Below are 14,832 nucleotides of genomic sequence, written 5' to 3' on the forward strand. Positions count from 1 at the left end.
TTGATTAGAATTGATGTTGCACGTTTGGATCTTAACAACCTTTACGCTTCGAGAGATATTTCTTTGCTTGCTTTGCATATCAGCGGATTTAATTTAATCGACGGAAAACAAAATCGGCGTTCTCGCGCGCGGAGAATGCCGATTATTGCGTATCATTATATATTTTATTTTATATATTACATTTTACGTCCGCGTCGCTCGGCATGCGCCAATCCGACCGCGGCGAGAACGAAACCGATCCTATTTTAACGCCGTCGGGAAGGCACGACCGTTTGAACTGCGCGGCGAAAAAGCGTTTATAAAACACGTCCATAGTTTTTTCGCGTTGCGATTTATCGACCTCGGGAAAAGCAAGTCCCAACAGGTACGAAATTTTTTCGCGCGTAAACCCGAACCGACAATAATAATAGATAATAAAATCGTGCAAGTCGTACTTGCCCAAAATATCTTCCGTTTTTTGCGCTATCTTGCCGTTTTCGGGCGGCAACAGCTCGGGCGAAATTTCGGTGTCGAGAATATCATGCAACGCCGCTTGCGCTTGTCCGCCCAGTCTTTCCGCTTCGTATCTTATAAGATATTTAACAAGTGTTTTGGGCACGCCTGCGTTCACGCCGTATGACGACATGTGATCGCCGTTGTACGTCGCCCAGCCGAGCGCAAGTTCGCTCAAATCTCCCGTTCCGACAACCAGTCCGCCCTCGGCGTTCGCTATATCGAACAACGTCATTGTGCGGGTGCGCGCCTGCGCGTTTTCATACGTGACGTCCTTGTCGGTGTGCTTAATATCTTTTAAATGGCTGTCTACCGTATTTTTGACGTCCACCGTAATCAGCTTAACGCCCATAGCGGCGCACAGCTTTTCCGCATTGCTTTTTGTTTTTGCCGTCGTGCCGAAACACGGCATTGTCACTGCCGTGACCTTGTTCTTTCCGACCGCGCGCACGCTTACCGCGAGCGCAAGCGCGGAATCCAGCCCGCCCGAAACGCCTATAACCGCGGTTTTTGCGCCCGTCGCCGCAAAACGCGTCGCAAGCCCGCGCGCCTGCATTGTTAATATCAGCTCTGCGCGCTTGCCGTCGTCGCCGACGGGAACAAACGGGTACTTTTCCGGTATGCGGTGCGGCTGTTGCGCCGCGCCGTCGCCCAGCGAGAACGCAACGGTGGAAAACGTCTTTGCGCTCGGCTTGACGCCCGCTTTGCGCCTGTCCGCATCCACACGCTCCACGTCGATTTCGGTGACGGCAAGCCCGTTCGCAAACGGTTCGCTTTCGGCTATGACCGCGCCGTTTTCGGCTATTATGTTGTGTCCGGAATACACCGCGTCCGTGGACGATTCGCCACGACCCGCGTCTGAATAAACGTAAGCGCAACGCTGTCTGCCCGACGCGCCCGCCACAAGCAATTTACGGTATTCGGCTTTGCCCACCACCTCGTCGCTCGCCGACAGGTTGACGACGACCGTCGCACCCGCGCGGCACGCCTCGACGCTCGGCGGCATGTCCGACCACATATCCTCGCAAATTTCGCAAGCTATAACAAGCGACCGATGACCGACGCATTTAAACAGTATATTGCCCATAGGCGCGTTTAACGCTTCGCACGTCGCAACGCCGTCGAACGCGGGCGCGAAGTATCGCGGTTCGTAAAACTCGCCGTAATCGGGAAGTTCGGTCTTGGGCACAACCCCTATCACCGCGCCGCCCGAAACAGCGACCGCGCAGTTGTAAAGCCGCCCCTCATGCTCGACGGGCGCGCCGATAAACGCTATTGCGTTTTGCGGGGTCGCCGCCGCAACGGTCTTGACGGCTTGGATCGCGCCGTCCAACAGACTGCGCGAAAAAAACAAGTCGGCGGCGGTGTAGCCCGTAACGCACAGCTCGGGAAACACTATAATTTCCGCGCCCTGTTTGACAAGCTCGGCTATGCGCGCCGAAATTTCCCGCGCGTTGTTTTGTGGATTGCCCACCTTGATTGTCGGCGTAACAGCCGCCGCTCTGACCATGCCGTATTTCATAATCGCTTCCTCCCGACAGGGATTGAATAAGAGTTAAACTCGAATATCGCCCGCAAAAAAAGTAAATCGCAGCCCGAACCGAAAATCGATTAACCGCACACCGAGGTTATATCTCCCCATGCTCGTGCCTAACGACCGCTACAGCGCTCGCGATTTGGGCACAACGCCGTCGCGCCCGAAAAGCGCCGCGGCGCGCGCGAGATCTTCCTCATAAAGATCGTCTTCCGTGCGTTCTATGCGCACGCGTTTTTTTATGCCCAAGCCGTCGAGTATACCGTTGATAACGTCGGTGACGACCGCTTCGCCCATCTGCAAAAACACGTCGTCGGGCGTGACAAACCCGATAGCGTCGTCGCGTTCCTTAACCGCAACGCCGTGCGACAAAAGCCGCCGCACTCTGTCCGCCGCAGGGGTCTTGGCGCGGCGCAGTTCTATTGCTATCTTGCCCAAAAGTTCCAAACCGCTCTCGGCAGTTGCGCTTAAATGCTTGAATTCGCCCTCGTCCGCCTGCGTGACAGTAATGCGCGACACGTCCGCAGTTGCAGGCGCGCCGCGGCGCGGTTGCGATCGTTCGGCGGCAGGTTCAACGTCAAACCCGCCGCGCGGCATACCGACAGGCTCCGGCGGGGGCGCGTAATCGTCGGGCGGCGGAGGCGGATCAAAATATACGTCCGCGGGCGGTTCTACGACATCGCGCGGGGGTTGTTTGACCGCGGTCGGTTTTGCGGCGCGCGCGGGAACGTGCTGTTCCATTGGCGGCGGAGTGTATTTTACTGTCGATCTTTCGCTCGGCTTGGGCGGCGCAACAGCCGCGGCGGCAGACTGCGCGGAATAATCGACCGAATTTATTTTATTTTTTTTTTGATCCGCGGGAATTGCCGCAGAGCCGTTTTCGAGAGCGGCGACGCGCCGCAGTAAGTCGTTTTCGCGTTGCGCGCCGCAAACGAGTTTGACCAGCGCGGTTTCCAAAAATACTCTGGGATTGACCGAGTATTTAAGCCCGTTCTCGGCGGCGCCCAGTTCTTCGAGCATGCGTGCTATGTCCTGCATGGCGTACATGTCGGCGGCGGCGACTATGGAATCGAGCGAAACGCGGTCGGCGTTTATCAGTCCGCCGTTTATCGCCTTGTCGCGCCCGACGGACTTTGCGACAAGCACGTTGCGCGTGTAGTCTATAAGCTGTCGGCACACCGCGGAAGCGGACTTGCCGTTTTTTGAAAACCCGTCGATTACGGACAGCACGCCCGCAAGGTCGAGCGCCGCAACGCGCGCGAACAAATCGGCGATAGCGGCGGAATCCCCCGCGCCCGTGAGCGACAGCACGACGTCGGTCGTAATTTCGTCGGCGGCGGAAGCGAGAGTGTCGGCGACGGACAGCGCGTCGCGCACACTGCCCTCGCCCAGTCGCGCAATTTCCTCGACAGCGTCGGCGGTGTATTTTATACCCTCGGCGTCGTAAATGCGCGCTATGTGCTTGGCGAGAACGTCGGTCGGCACAAGCCGAAAATCGAACCGTATGCACCGCGACAGTATGGTCTGCGGCAGTTTTTGCGGCTCGGTGGTTGCGAGAATAAATATAACGTGATCGGGCGGTTCCTCTATGGTTTTTAACAGCGCGTTGAACGCGCCGCCCGTAAGCATGTGAACTTCGTCGATTATATAAACTTTATACTTGCACGCGACGGGCATGTACTTGACCTTTTCCCGAATATCGCGCGCGTCGTCCACACCGTTATTGGACGCGGCGTCCATTTCGATAATATCCACGTTGTCGGCGGCAAGGGTTTTGCACACCTCGCACTCGCCGCAAGGACTGCCGTTTACGGGGTGCAAGCAATTGACCGCCCGTGCGAAAATTCTCGCGCACGAAGTCTTGCCCACGCCGCGACTGCCCGTAAACAAATACGCGTGCCCGATACGCCCCCGCTTTATCTGATTGGTAAGGGTGGTTATTATCGGGTCCTGTCCGATCACGTCCTCGAACTTTTGCGACCGATATTTTCTGTACAGTGTAGCCATGGAATTATTATAATACGCCCGCAAAAATTTGTCAAGCCGCCGCACGCACTGCGCACGACGGCTTGACAGACAAAAGGTTTATCCTAACCGCGCTATGCACGCGGGGGTTAGGCTTTATCGAAAAATCATTTAATTTTTATAACAATCTATCAAACGGGAATCCATACAATATTGACCCATGCTTTGACGCCTGCCCCGATTACGGCGTCAAACTCTGCCTGAGTAGTCAAAACCTTGTCGCCGTTTTCCGTCGTAGTAACTCCGCCGAACTTGTAGCCTAATCTCACAGGTTCCCAATCGGGGTGGAAAATAGCAGAGGAAATATATGCGGCTTTTAAATAAGCATAACCGTCGGCATACCCGACCTTTATATTATCGCCCATATAACAATTTATAGCTGTTTTTTTATTACACACCGCATTTTCGGGAAGCGTTGCATTCACCACTGCCTTTGTTATATCTTCTACAGAAAAGGCGTGGTCGCCTACATACTCCACATTTTCGGGGATGTATCTGGTTACCCAGTTATAACAAGAAAAAAACGCGCGATCACCGATGTGCGTAACGGTAGTAGGGATAATAAAATCTTTAATGCCGCTATATGCAAACGCATAATCTCCGATTTTACGCACGCTTTGCGGAATAACAGACGACGGGAATCCGGCAACCAGCTCATCGCCTTTTTTATTGAGCAAACAATTATTTCGGCTCGAAAACACGGGATTGTCCTCGCTTACAGTCAATTCGGTAAGACTGTCGCAGTCGCTTAAAGCCCCAGTCTTGATAACCGTAACCGTACTCGGAATATACAATGACTTTAATCTATGGCAGGAAACGAACGCATTGACTCCTATTGACGTTATGCCCTCTTCTATAATTACTTTTTCCACGAGTGACATCATAAAAGCGCTATTGCCTATCTCGCGCAATCTGCTCGGCAATACAATTTCCTTTACTACGCTACCATGGAAAGCAGGTTCGTAAATTTCCGTAACATAATCGGGAATTACGCAATTTGCCAAGCCGTACATAAGTTTGTTGTCGCTCTTGCGTATTATACAGTTGTTGTCGACATTATAAACGGTATTTTCTTCGTCCACAGTGACCGAAAGTTCCGAACAATGCTGAAAAGCGGGTAATATACTCGTTACTTTTGCGGGAATATGCAATTCTTTTAACGATTTACAACCGAAAAATACATTCCCCTTTATTGTAGTAACATAATCGGGAATATTTACGCTCTCCAATTTATAGCAATTTTGAAATAAAGAACCGCTTAACTCTTTAAGGTACTTCGGCAACACTACGCTTCGCAGATTAGTACAAGCCACAAACGCACCGTTTCCTATAATGTTTATACTGTCGGGTATAACAATGTCAGTAATTTCCGAACAGCCCGCAAACGCTTCTCTGGCTATTTCCACAACAGGACGATCATTTAAGGTATCCGGCAATTTTATATATCCTCGCGCACTATCGGGCTTGCATTTATACACGCAATATGCCGAGCCGTCGTCCGTTAGTTTAAACGCAATTTTAGGAGTACTAATATTAAGCGCCGTCGAATATTCGGAATCCGCATATTTTTTTCCGTCGCCCACCGCTTTCACCTGAAAATCGTATATATTACTGTCGTCTTGCGTAAACGGAATAATATTGATGCTCGCTTCCGCCGCCTCGAATTCTTTGCCGTTGACGCTTACGATAAACTTATCCGCTTCCAACATTTCGTTCCACGTAAGAATAGAACCGTTTAACGCAAGACCTTCGGGCGCGGGCAGTTTTTTGGGTCCGTCGTCTTTGCCGCATGCGAAACATACCAAAGACAATATGCACGCCGCGACCGCAAGTAACAAGCATTTGATTTTACGCGTCATAAAGACCTCCTACGCAAAGATGTTAAAACACGCCGTATAAATTATTGAACATTTCTATATCGTCCTCAAAACAATTTCGGAAAATATAATCTTGATCGTCCCCCGCAAAATCGATCAACCACCCGTCGCCTTCAACAAAAGGTTTTGACGTAATTTCACAACGCCCCTCCCAATTATTGTGATTGCTCAAAAATTCTCTGTTAAATAAAAAGTCATAGATTATGGGATACAAATATTGCGCCATACGGTATTTGTCCAACCCCGCGGTGTACGCCGCCGAACATGATTCGCTCGTTAAACTTTCGTTTTCTATAAATACGTATTTATCGATTACTATCGCGTATCTGTCTTCCGTAAATGTCAAAACTTCCATCAATTCTTCGCTAATGCCCTGTCGCGTCGTACCTATAAAATATACTTTATTTTCGTTAAAATAATCTTCCAAATCCCTTACGTTATAATCGTTTGGATCAAGGACATATTTATTCCAATTACAAATATCAAAAAATTCATAGCCTTGGATATGACATAAAATACGAATGTTGCATATATTGAGTACATTTATATTAAATTTGTATTCATCGTATATGCAATACATTCCCTTTACCAATCGGATAAACGGTATCAACGTACTGTCAACAAATCCGTATCGATTAAGTAACCATGTGCCATTGTGATATTCCCTTTCGGCATTTACTGTATATCTTTCTCCGTCGTGAGCAAACTGCGATAAATCGCTATCGAGAATAATAACAGAATTATCTACGCCGTAATCTTTAAAATGACTGAATACAGTGTTCATAAAATAAGAATAAATATCGGTATTTACATGAATATCCACATAGTCCAAAAAGCTGTTATGACCGTAAGATTCATACAGATGCTCGTCGGTACCGCAGACAAACATTATTTTGCAACCGTTATTGTGTAATACTTTGAAAATTTGTTCCAGATAATCAGTTACGACATAACCGATATTGTCGGGAACTTGTATAGGAAACAGTTTGCGCGTTTCAAAAATTACAAGCGAATTATATAAAGAGCTATAATCGTGCGCTCCGCCCCACAGCTCGTAATCGTAAAAATCATACATGGAACTGCCGAACCGCGCGGGGACGTAATCGTCGTCCGATTGTGTTCCTTTCGATTCCAAATCGTACCAATAAAATCCGTTGAAAACGGTGTGCATTTGAGAATAAATATCCACCATCTCCCGCATAAAAAGATTTACGTACAGTTCGCTTTCTGCGTTATCCGTAAAATAATAAATACTTTCATAGCATTGTTCTTCTTCGTATTGATTGCACACATGATCGTAAAAGTCGTTCGGCAGGTCTACCTGCCAACCCTCTTGCTCGCCGTCGTCCCACTCGTCCGCACGCACGCCGCGCGGCATGGTGACTAAAAGTCCGATAAGCAAAGCTATAACCGTTGCCGCCACCGCCGCTATGCGAAGTTTGATATTTGTCTTAACGTACACCGTTACCTCCGTTGCAAAAATTTACGGCGGCGCAAAAACCATTGCGACGCCGTTGTCTTTTTACACTATATATTTTCACAATATTATCATATCGCGACAAATATGTCAACAAAATTAGATATGTTTTTATTGTTTATTTTTGTATATTTTTGTAACTGTGGTTAAAAACGACATAAACCCTGCCGTTTCGTATATTTTATGACGTTAAACTCGCCGATGTGACTTGTTTTTAAAACCCGCAGGCGGTTATTGCGACGCCCAAACTTGCCGAAAGGACGAACATGACGGCTATTATCATGAGCGTGTTTTTGACGGGACGGTTTTGCTTGACAAGCACCGCATAGCCTATCCCCGCGCCCACGCACAGCCCAGCGACCGCGCCGCCCAAATTGAGTCCGCCCACTACGTACAGTTCGGTTAGGATTACCGACGCCGCGCAGTTGGGGATTAGCCCCACCGCCGCCGCAAGCACCGGTTGCAAGTACCCCGTCGCGCCGATAAACTCCGCCAGCCTGCGCTCGCCCACATAATACACCGTTATCCCGAACGCGATATTCACAATCAGTATATACAATATCACCGTCGCCGTGTGTGTCAACGGGTGCTTTAAATATCTGTTCCACACAAACTTCGCTTTTTGCGATCTCGTCGCGTGCTCGTCGGGTTCTGCGTACTCCTCGCCGCACAAATCGTGCCTGTGACAACCGTGTATATGCACTCGACCTTCGCTGTGCTCGTGCTTATGTCCGTGCGCATGCTCTTGTTCTTGCGCGTCGTCGTTTCCGTGCGCGTGTTCGGCTTCGCGCTCTTGTGCATGCTCGTGAGTTTCGATTTTCGTCGTTGTATACTGCGTGCAGGTTTGAGCGTTCTCGTGCTTGCTACGCGAATTTTTAGCCGCTAATTTTTCGACGGCGAACGCCGCATACCCGACAATGAGCGCAAAGCACACTTTTATAATGAGCACGGGCAAGAGTTTTGTAACGCCCGCGTAACTGGACAGCATTATCGGCAACGCTTCGTCGGACGTTGCTATATACACTGCGAGGAGCGTGCCGAGCGCGATTTTGCGCTTGGCGTACAGTTCGGTCGCGACGACCGAAAAACCGCACTGCGGCACGACGCCCACGCCCGTGCCGATTAACGGCGCAAGCCCGCCTTTTAAAATTCCGCGCGCGTTCAAGCCGTCCGATTTGTATTCCAACAGCTCTATCAGAAAGTTCATTATCAGCAGGAACGGCAGGACTTTGAGCGTGTCCAAAAACGCGTCCAAAAAGACTTCGCCCATCACTCGCCCCGCTTTTCGGCATAAGTCGATTCTATAAGGTCGGCAATCTGCTTTGCGGCGCGCGGCGTTCTTCCGCCTTTTTTAATGGCGGACAGCTCGGCGATTGCGGCGTATTCGTCGCGCCATTTTATGCCGCGCGCGCGGAGTATTTGTTTTAAGATATTGACAAACCCCTCTCTGTCGGGATTGACGAACGTGACCACCAGTCCGAACCTGTCGAACAGCGCGAGCTCGGCTTGAACCTCGTCGCCGCGCCGTCGGTATTCGGTCTTGTCCGTTTCCTTAAAAAGATGTCTGCGGTTGGACGTGCAATATAGCAAGGTATTTACCGCGGGTGCGTCCAGCGACCCTTCGAGCGCGGTTTTCAGTTCGTCCGCCGCGCCGTCGTTTTCGTCGAACGCGAGGTCGTCTATAAACAGAATAAACTTTTGTTTAAGCCCGTTCAGCTCGGCGCGCAACGCGGGGAGCTTGTCTATATCGCCGTGACCGAGTTCTATTACTTTCAGCCTGTCGCGGTACTCGTTGGCGATAGCGCGCACCGTCGTTGACTTGCCCGTGCCGCGGTCGCCGTACAACAGCGTATGGAACGCGGGCAAGCCGGCTATAAAGTTTTCCGTGTTCTTGACGATTTCCGCCTTTTCCTCGGCGTAATCCTTTACGTCGGACAGTCGCACGTTTTCACATTCCGCCGCGACAAGCGCGCCGTCGCGCAACACGAACGCGTTGCCCGCCGCTATCCTGCCGCAACCGTTTACGGCATAGAACGACAGCAGTTTTTCGTACCCGACCGAAAACCCGCCGAACCCGAATTTGGGAAAGCAATCGCGCGATTCGTCCGTTATAAAATCGTCGGGCTTTATGAGCGACATTTGCTTAAACGTCAACAGTTCGGACTTGACCTGCGCTTTGAGCCTGTCCGACACGCGCTCGCCGCGTGCCGCCGCACGACTGAATACGTTGTCGTCCGACATTACGATTGACTTTATCCACTCGCCCGTGCAGTCGCACCCGCGTTCCGCCGCCGCGCGAAAAACGCACGCCGCCAACTCCACGCGTCGCGCTACGTCAGTGCACACGATGAGTTCGGCAAGCGGCGCAAGCTCCGCCGCGGTCTTGTGAAAAACCGCGATTGATTTATAACGCAGGTACAAACTGTTCATACTTAAAGTATAACACCGTTAGTCGCGGCTTGTCAACGACAATCGTTAATTCGGCGGCGGCTTCGATATTATTCGCGCTTATTTGACAAATACGGACGAATAAGCTAAAATGTGAATATGGATAAAATACACACGGCAGAAGATTTAATAGCGGCGGTGAACGAATACGGCGTGCTCCCGTTCTGGACGGACGAGGGGTTTTCCGCGTGGCAGATGAGCGGCGTAAACTTCAACGCGTTTTGGACGCTTCGGGAACAGGCGATTAACACCAACGAATTCGTTTACGGCAAGTTTGTCAACAAAAAGGCGACGTTCGTATCGAAAGAGGTTTTTCCCTATCTTGCCGCGCTTCGCCGCGACGGGTACGACTTCGATTCGCTGACCGACGAGGGCAAAGCCCCGCGCCGCGAAGTGGAAATAATGAACGCGGTCGGCGACAAGCCCACGCCGTCGTATACGCTCGGCAAATCCCTGCAAATGAAAGGGTTTGACGGCGCGGTCACTTCCCTGCAAAACAAAACGTATTTGTGCCTCAACTTTAAAAAGAGCGCGATGGGCACGGCGTTGCTGTGCAGACCGGAGGACGTGTTCGGTTACGACTACGTCCGCGGCAAGTATTCGCTTACGCCCCGAGAAAACGCGGTCGAGCTGTTGCGGCTTGCAAAAGGCTTGCACGAATTCGACGAAAAGACGCTCGACAAAATTCTGTCGCCCGCAATATAATTGCGTCGCCGCGCGCCCGTGCGTTTTACTGCGCCCCCGCTCTTATTCGATACAAATAACGGCTTGCTTATGCGAGCCGTTTTGTTTTTGGTTTATCACAGGTTTTTGATATATTCCGTCCAGAACCGCAGGTCGAGAATACAGTCGCAAACGCCGATTACGGAAAAGAAAAACAGCGCGACGGGGAACATCGCGGCGGCAACAGCGATCGCGCCCAACACGATATAAGCCGCGACGCGCGCTTTGCCCCTAAACAGCGTGGCGAAATACGTCGCGACAGTGATAAACGAAAACGCCGACGGCATGGTTACGAACAGATGCGTGCACGTTGCGGCAAGCGCGGAATAGCCGCCTACAAACTGCAATACCAAACCCGTTATCATTGCGGGAAGAACGCACGTCCAAAGATAGGCGCGCGGCATTTTCATTTGCGCGACGGGCGTGCGCATTACCCTTACCCCGCCGAGCGCGCGCGTGCTTGCGCGCAGGCTGTTTTCGGTGACGCATGCGTCGCGGCAACTCGACGTTTTTCGGTTGACTGCCAACGAAAAAAAGAAGCCCGCGGCGGCGACGATCGCTCCGTAATGGATACAGTAATACCACACGTATTCGCCCATTTCGTCGCTTGCCCAGTCGGCGAAAAATCCGATAGTCGCTTCCTTATAGCCTTTGTCCGACGGCTTTAACTTTGTTTCGCCGACGTTGAGCTTTACGCCGTTGTCGTAGTAATCGCGAGCGAAAAAGTCTATTACAAAGTCGTCGCTTTCGGCGGTGACATAGCTTGCCGCAATGTCGGCTATCGGCTTGCCCTCGGCTATCCTTACAACGGCGACGCCCGACATTGCCCCGACTATCGAAAACAGCGCGGCGACCGCGGCGGCGGCGAGATAGGACGCGCACTGCGCCGACAGGCACAGCCCGACAAGCGCGAACAACAGCGTGACAGAATATATTACCGTCAAAATATCGTAATTAAAAGTAAGCGCGACCGCGGCGTAACCCGCGACGCAGGCGGCGGGAAAATACGCGCCGAACCGACGGAAAAGCAAGTACAGCAATACTATAATTGCCGGCATAACGGGCAAAGCCGCCGTCGGCATTGCGCCCGCCATGATAAACAGGAACGGCAGTATTACATACGACAGCAGTTCGCACACACCGACGGGGCGTTGCGGCACACGCAAAAGCGCGGCGGATTTTTGTGCGTCGCGGGGCTGTATACGTTTGCAAATCGATCGCGTTCCCATATTCATTACCGTATATTATAGCTTAAAACTCGTATTAAATCAACATAATCGCACGGCGGCGCGGTATAATCTTTTAAGGTTTGGCAATACTATTGTTACAAACGACTTTTAGAGGAGCAAACCATGTACGATCTTAAATGCGGACAGAAAAACTGCAAATACAACCACGGCTACTGCTGCTGTGCCAAAGACATAGCCGTTTCGAGCGGCACGTGTTGCACGACCTATCAAAAATCGGACAACCCGAACAAAAACATCAACACCGAGAGCGCGGCGGAATTTGCCAAGCCCGACTATTCGGTTGACACGTCGGTCAGTTGCAACGCGCCCTGCCTTTTTAACCACTCCGCCAAGTGCATAGCCAACGGCATAACCGTTTCCACCGCCGACGACGGCACTGCGGAATGTTTGACGTTCATCAAGAAATAAACGTCTTGATTTTATAGTCAACTTAAATCGAACAAAACAAAACCGACGCGCGACTGTTGTTTGCGGGTCGGTTTTTTATTGTTTTTATTCGATTATATTACATTGCGCCGTCTATATTCTTTTTCATAAGTTCGGCGAGCTGTAAATATTTTTTGATTACCGCCGAGTCCGTATGCTGTGCGTACTCGCGCAAGTCGCGGATAAGGTCGGGCAGAGCCGCGCCGTCCTTATCGCGCACGACGCGCTCGGTGCGCGACGCGGCGTTCCAGTTCATAAGCCCCGCGCTGTCGGGGTAGCATGCGAGCATAGCCGTCGAGTAGTCGCAAACAAAATCGACGTCGCCGTTTTTCATGCGCTTTTCAAACACGTCGAATATGTATTCGCGCCGTAAATCCATAAACGGCTTATACCATTTGAGCAATTTATCCGCACCGTCCAGTTCCGCCTCGTCGCCGATAAGCGCGGATCCGCGCACCTCGACGGCTTGTTCGTACACCTTTTTGTCGTGCAGAATATCGAACAGCTTTTCGTCAAACTCCTCGTCAACAGGCTCGTTCGTAGCGTCGAGATAAAAATAATACGTAAACCACAGCGGGCGAAGTTCTTTAAACAGGTTGCACACGCAATATACTGCGGCGTACAGCGACAGCCCGTCGATAGGCGGTCTGTCCTGCGGCGGAATTACGCCCGACAGCACAAGTTTTTCAAACAGCGGCGAACCGTAGTCGTACTTGATAAAGTCCGAGCCGCGCCGCGTATACCACCGCCCGCCGCTCGGCAAAACGTCCGCCGACGCCGCAGTGCGCTTGAACTCCGCATTGTCCGCCGAATAGTCGGGGTGGCGTTGCGGCTCTATCAAAAAACAACAGCCGTACTCGAACAGAGTGTTGCTCGGCTCGGCGACATAGTCCGGGCAAACCGCGCACGCAAAACAGTACAGGTTGTACAACAGCGCGCGCTTTTGCGAATACGCGAGGTCGCTGTCGCCTATCGCCTCGAACGTCGGGTCAAACAGTTCCCTAACGGTGTCTTTAATATCCATATCCGCTCCGTGCCGTTACTTTAAGTCGTCCTTGGTGCGCGGGTATTCTATTACGTCGCGAATGTTAGCCATGCCCGTAACGTACATGAGCATGCGCTCCAAGCCCAGCCCGAATCCGCTGTGCGGTACGCTTCCGAACTTGCGCAAATCCAAATAGTCGGCGTAATCGGACAGTTTCATGCCGCGGTCGGTTATTTCCTTTAACAGCTTGTCGTAGTCGGCTTCGCGCTCCGAACATCCTATAATTTCGCCCACCCCCGGCACAAGCAAATCGGTCGCGGCGACAGTCTTGCCGTCGGGGTTCTGCTTCATGTAGAACGATTTTATTTTGCGCGGGTAGTTGACGACGAACACCGGTTTTTTAAAGTATTCGTCGGTCAGATAGCGTTCGTGCTCGGTCTGCAAGTCCAGTCCCCACTCGACGGGATAAACGAACTGCTTGCCCGATTTTTTAAGAACTTCGATTGCGTCGGCGTAATCTATGCGCGCAAAGTCGCTGTCAACGACGTGGCGGAGTTTTGCTAAAAGCCCGTTCTCAAACCGTTCGTCGAAGAACGCAAGCTCGGGTGCGCAATGCTCCAAAAGATGCGCGATTATGCTTTTTATCATGTCGGTCGCTATGCCGATAATGTCGTCGATATCGGCAAACGCGACCTCGGGTTCGACCTGCCAAAACTCGGCGGCGTGCCGCGGCGTGTTGCTGTTTTCGGCGCGGAAAGTCGGACCGAAAGTGTAGATTTTGCCGAGCGCGGTCGCCATGACTTCGCCCTCGAGCTGACCGGAAACCGTAAGCCCCGCCGACCTACCGAAAAAGTCTTTTTTGTTGTATTCTTCCTCGCTCTTTATCGACGGGTCGTAACCGACGGTCGTAACTTTAAACACTTCGCCCGCGCCTTCGCAGTCGCTGCCGGTGATTATGGGCGAGTGCACGTAGTAATAGCCGTTTTTGTGAAAAAACTCGTGTATGGCATACGACAGCTCGGAACGCACGCGGAACACTGCGTTAAACGTGTTGGTACGCACGCGCAAGTGCGGGATAGTGCGCAAAAATTCCATTGTATGCCGCTTTTTTTGGAGCGGATACGACACGTCGCTTCCGCCCAAAAGCTCCGCGCTTTCGGCAAGAATTTCCACGCTTTCGTCCTTCATGCCCTTTTCGACCGTGCCGACGACGCGCAACGCGCTTCCGAGCGCGAGCATGGGCGCAAGCGTTTTGTCGTCGAACTTCGCTTTGTCGAAAACGATTTGCATGTGATTAAGTTCGCTGCCGTCGTTAAGCTCGGCGAACGCGACGTTCTTGCTGTCGCGAGAAGTGCGCACCCAGCCGCACACCGCAACCTTTTTGCCGATATGTTCGCCCGAGCGAAGTTTATGCAATTCGATATGTTCCATAATCGCAACCTCTTACGTTTACGTGTTTTAACAATTATAATCTAACGGGGCGCGTTAGTCAACTGTATGACCGCAAGTTTTTGCCAACTGTGCGTCCGCGCGCCATGTCCGGTTTTCTGGCAAACGCAAAAGGCTTGCAAAAGCAAGCCCTTAACCTTATTTAT

At 51.5% G+C, this 14,832-nt stretch carries 11 protein-coding genes; 2 read left to right on the forward strand and 9 right to left on the reverse strand.

The genetic code is table 11. From position 1 onward, the window contains the following. Window positions 1-169 precede the first annotated feature (169 nt). The 6 genes from NFR57_RS03895 to NFR57_RS03920 form a co-directional block, all read right to left on the reverse strand. Window positions 170-2,014, reverse strand: a complete 1,845-nt coding sequence (locus NFR57_RS03895; RefSeq protein ID WP_251182525.1) for an NAD(+) synthase — start codon at window positions 2,012-2,014, stop codon at window positions 170-172. 138 nt (window positions 2,015-2,152) lie between these two features. Further along, window positions 2,153-4,033 carry a DNA polymerase III subunit gamma/tau gene (dnaX, locus tag NFR57_RS03900; RefSeq protein ID WP_251182526.1) on the reverse strand — a complete coding sequence of 627 codons (1,881 nt, stop codon included), beginning with the start codon at window positions 4,031-4,033 and terminating at the stop codon, window positions 2,153-2,155. Between the two features lie 149 nt (window positions 4,034-4,182). Then, entirely contained in the window at window positions 4,183-5,910 is a 1,728-nt protein-coding gene (locus tag NFR57_RS03905) for a leucine-rich repeat domain-containing protein (protein WP_251182527.1), read from the reverse strand. Between the two features lie 22 nt (window positions 5,911-5,932). Next, the gene (locus NFR57_RS03910; protein ID WP_251182528.1) at window positions 5,933-7,390 is read right to left on the reverse strand and encodes a hypothetical protein; all 1,458 of its coding nucleotides are present in this window, start codon (window positions 7,388-7,390) and stop codon (window positions 5,933-5,935) included. Window positions 7,391-7,619: 229 nt separating this feature from the next. After that, entirely contained in the window at window positions 7,620-8,675 is a 1,056-nt protein-coding gene (locus tag NFR57_RS03915) for a putative manganese transporter (protein ID WP_251182529.1), read from the reverse strand. Then, complete coding sequence (locus NFR57_RS03920) at window positions 8,675-9,835, reverse strand: DUF815 domain-containing protein (protein WP_251182530.1); 1,161 nt, start codon at window positions 9,833-9,835, stop codon at window positions 8,675-8,677. The genes NFR57_RS03915 and NFR57_RS03920 overlap by 1 nt, the downstream gene beginning before the upstream one ends. 117 nt (window positions 9,836-9,952) lie before the next feature. Here NFR57_RS03920 and NFR57_RS03925 point away from each other — a divergent pair, with 117 nt between their 5' ends. Continuing rightward, window positions 9,953-10,558 (forward strand): AlkZ-related protein, encoded by a 606-nt coding sequence (locus NFR57_RS03925; protein ID WP_251182531.1) that lies wholly within the window; start codon window positions 9,953-9,955, stop codon window positions 10,556-10,558. Between the two features lie 95 nt (window positions 10,559-10,653). Here NFR57_RS03925 and NFR57_RS03930 read toward each other — a convergent pair whose 3' ends face one another. Further along, the gene (locus NFR57_RS03930) at window positions 10,654-11,811 is read right to left on the reverse strand and encodes a hypothetical protein (protein WP_251182532.1); all 1,158 of its coding nucleotides are present in this window, start codon (window positions 11,809-11,811) and stop codon (window positions 10,654-10,656) included. A 117-nt stretch (window positions 11,812-11,928) separates the two neighbouring features. Between NFR57_RS03930 and NFR57_RS03935 the strand changes: the two genes are divergently transcribed. Continuing rightward, complete coding sequence (locus NFR57_RS03935; protein ID WP_251182533.1) at window positions 11,929-12,234, forward strand: DUF1540 domain-containing protein; 306 nt, start codon at window positions 11,929-11,931, stop codon at window positions 12,232-12,234. Between the two features lie 97 nt (window positions 12,235-12,331). Here the strand turns inward: NFR57_RS03935 and NFR57_RS03940 are convergent, their stop codons facing one another. Next, window positions 12,332-13,276, reverse strand: a complete 945-nt coding sequence (locus tag NFR57_RS03940; RefSeq protein ID WP_251182534.1) for a hypothetical protein — start codon at window positions 13,274-13,276, stop codon at window positions 12,332-12,334. Window positions 13,277-13,291: 15 nt separating this feature from the next. Then, window positions 13,292-14,668 (reverse strand): asparagine--tRNA ligase, encoded by a 1,377-nt coding sequence (asnS, locus tag NFR57_RS03945; RefSeq protein WP_251182535.1) that lies wholly within the window; start codon window positions 14,666-14,668, stop codon window positions 13,292-13,294. Window positions 14,669-14,832: the final 164 nt, after the last annotated feature.

This window comes from Anaerocaecibacter muris, assembly GCF_943192945.1.
Lineage (GTDB): Bacteria > Bacillota > Clostridia > Christensenellales > Pumilibacteraceae > Anaerocaecibacter > Anaerocaecibacter muris.

Bases quoted from the DNA above. Each gene is read 5' to 3' on its own strand.
- NFR57_RS03895 (WP_251182525.1), bottom strand. From the start codon at position 2,014: ATGAAATACGGCATGGTCAGAGCGGCGGCTGTTACGCCGACAATCAAG.
- dnaX (WP_251182526.1), bottom strand. From the start codon at position 4,033: ATGGCTACACTGTACAGAAAATATCGGTCGCAAAAGTTCGAGGACGTG.
- NFR57_RS03905 (WP_251182527.1), bottom strand. From the start codon at position 5,910: ATGACGCGTAAAATCAAATGCTTGTTACTTGCGGTCGCGGCGTGCATA.
- NFR57_RS03915 (WP_251182529.1), bottom strand. From the start codon at position 8,675: ATGGGCGAAGTCTTTTTGGACGCGTTTTTGGACACGCTCAAAGTCCTG.
- NFR57_RS03920 (WP_251182530.1), bottom strand. From the start codon at position 9,835: ATGAACAGTTTGTACCTGCGTTATAAATCAATCGCGGTTTTTCACAAG.
- NFR57_RS03925 (WP_251182531.1), top strand. From the start codon at position 9,953: ATGGATAAAATACACACGGCAGAAGATTTAATAGCGGCGGTGAACGAA.
- NFR57_RS03930 (WP_251182532.1), bottom strand. From the start codon at position 11,811: ATGAATATGGGAACGCGATCGATTTGCAAACGTATACAGCCCCGCGAC.
- NFR57_RS03935 (WP_251182533.1), top strand. From the start codon at position 11,929: ATGTACGATCTTAAATGCGGACAGAAAAACTGCAAATACAACCACGGC.
- NFR57_RS03940 (WP_251182534.1), bottom strand. From the start codon at position 13,276: ATGGATATTAAAGACACCGTTAGGGAACTGTTTGACCCGACGTTCGAG.
- asnS (WP_251182535.1), bottom strand. From the start codon at position 14,668: ATGGAACATATCGAATTGCATAAACTTCGCTCGGGCGAACATATCGGC.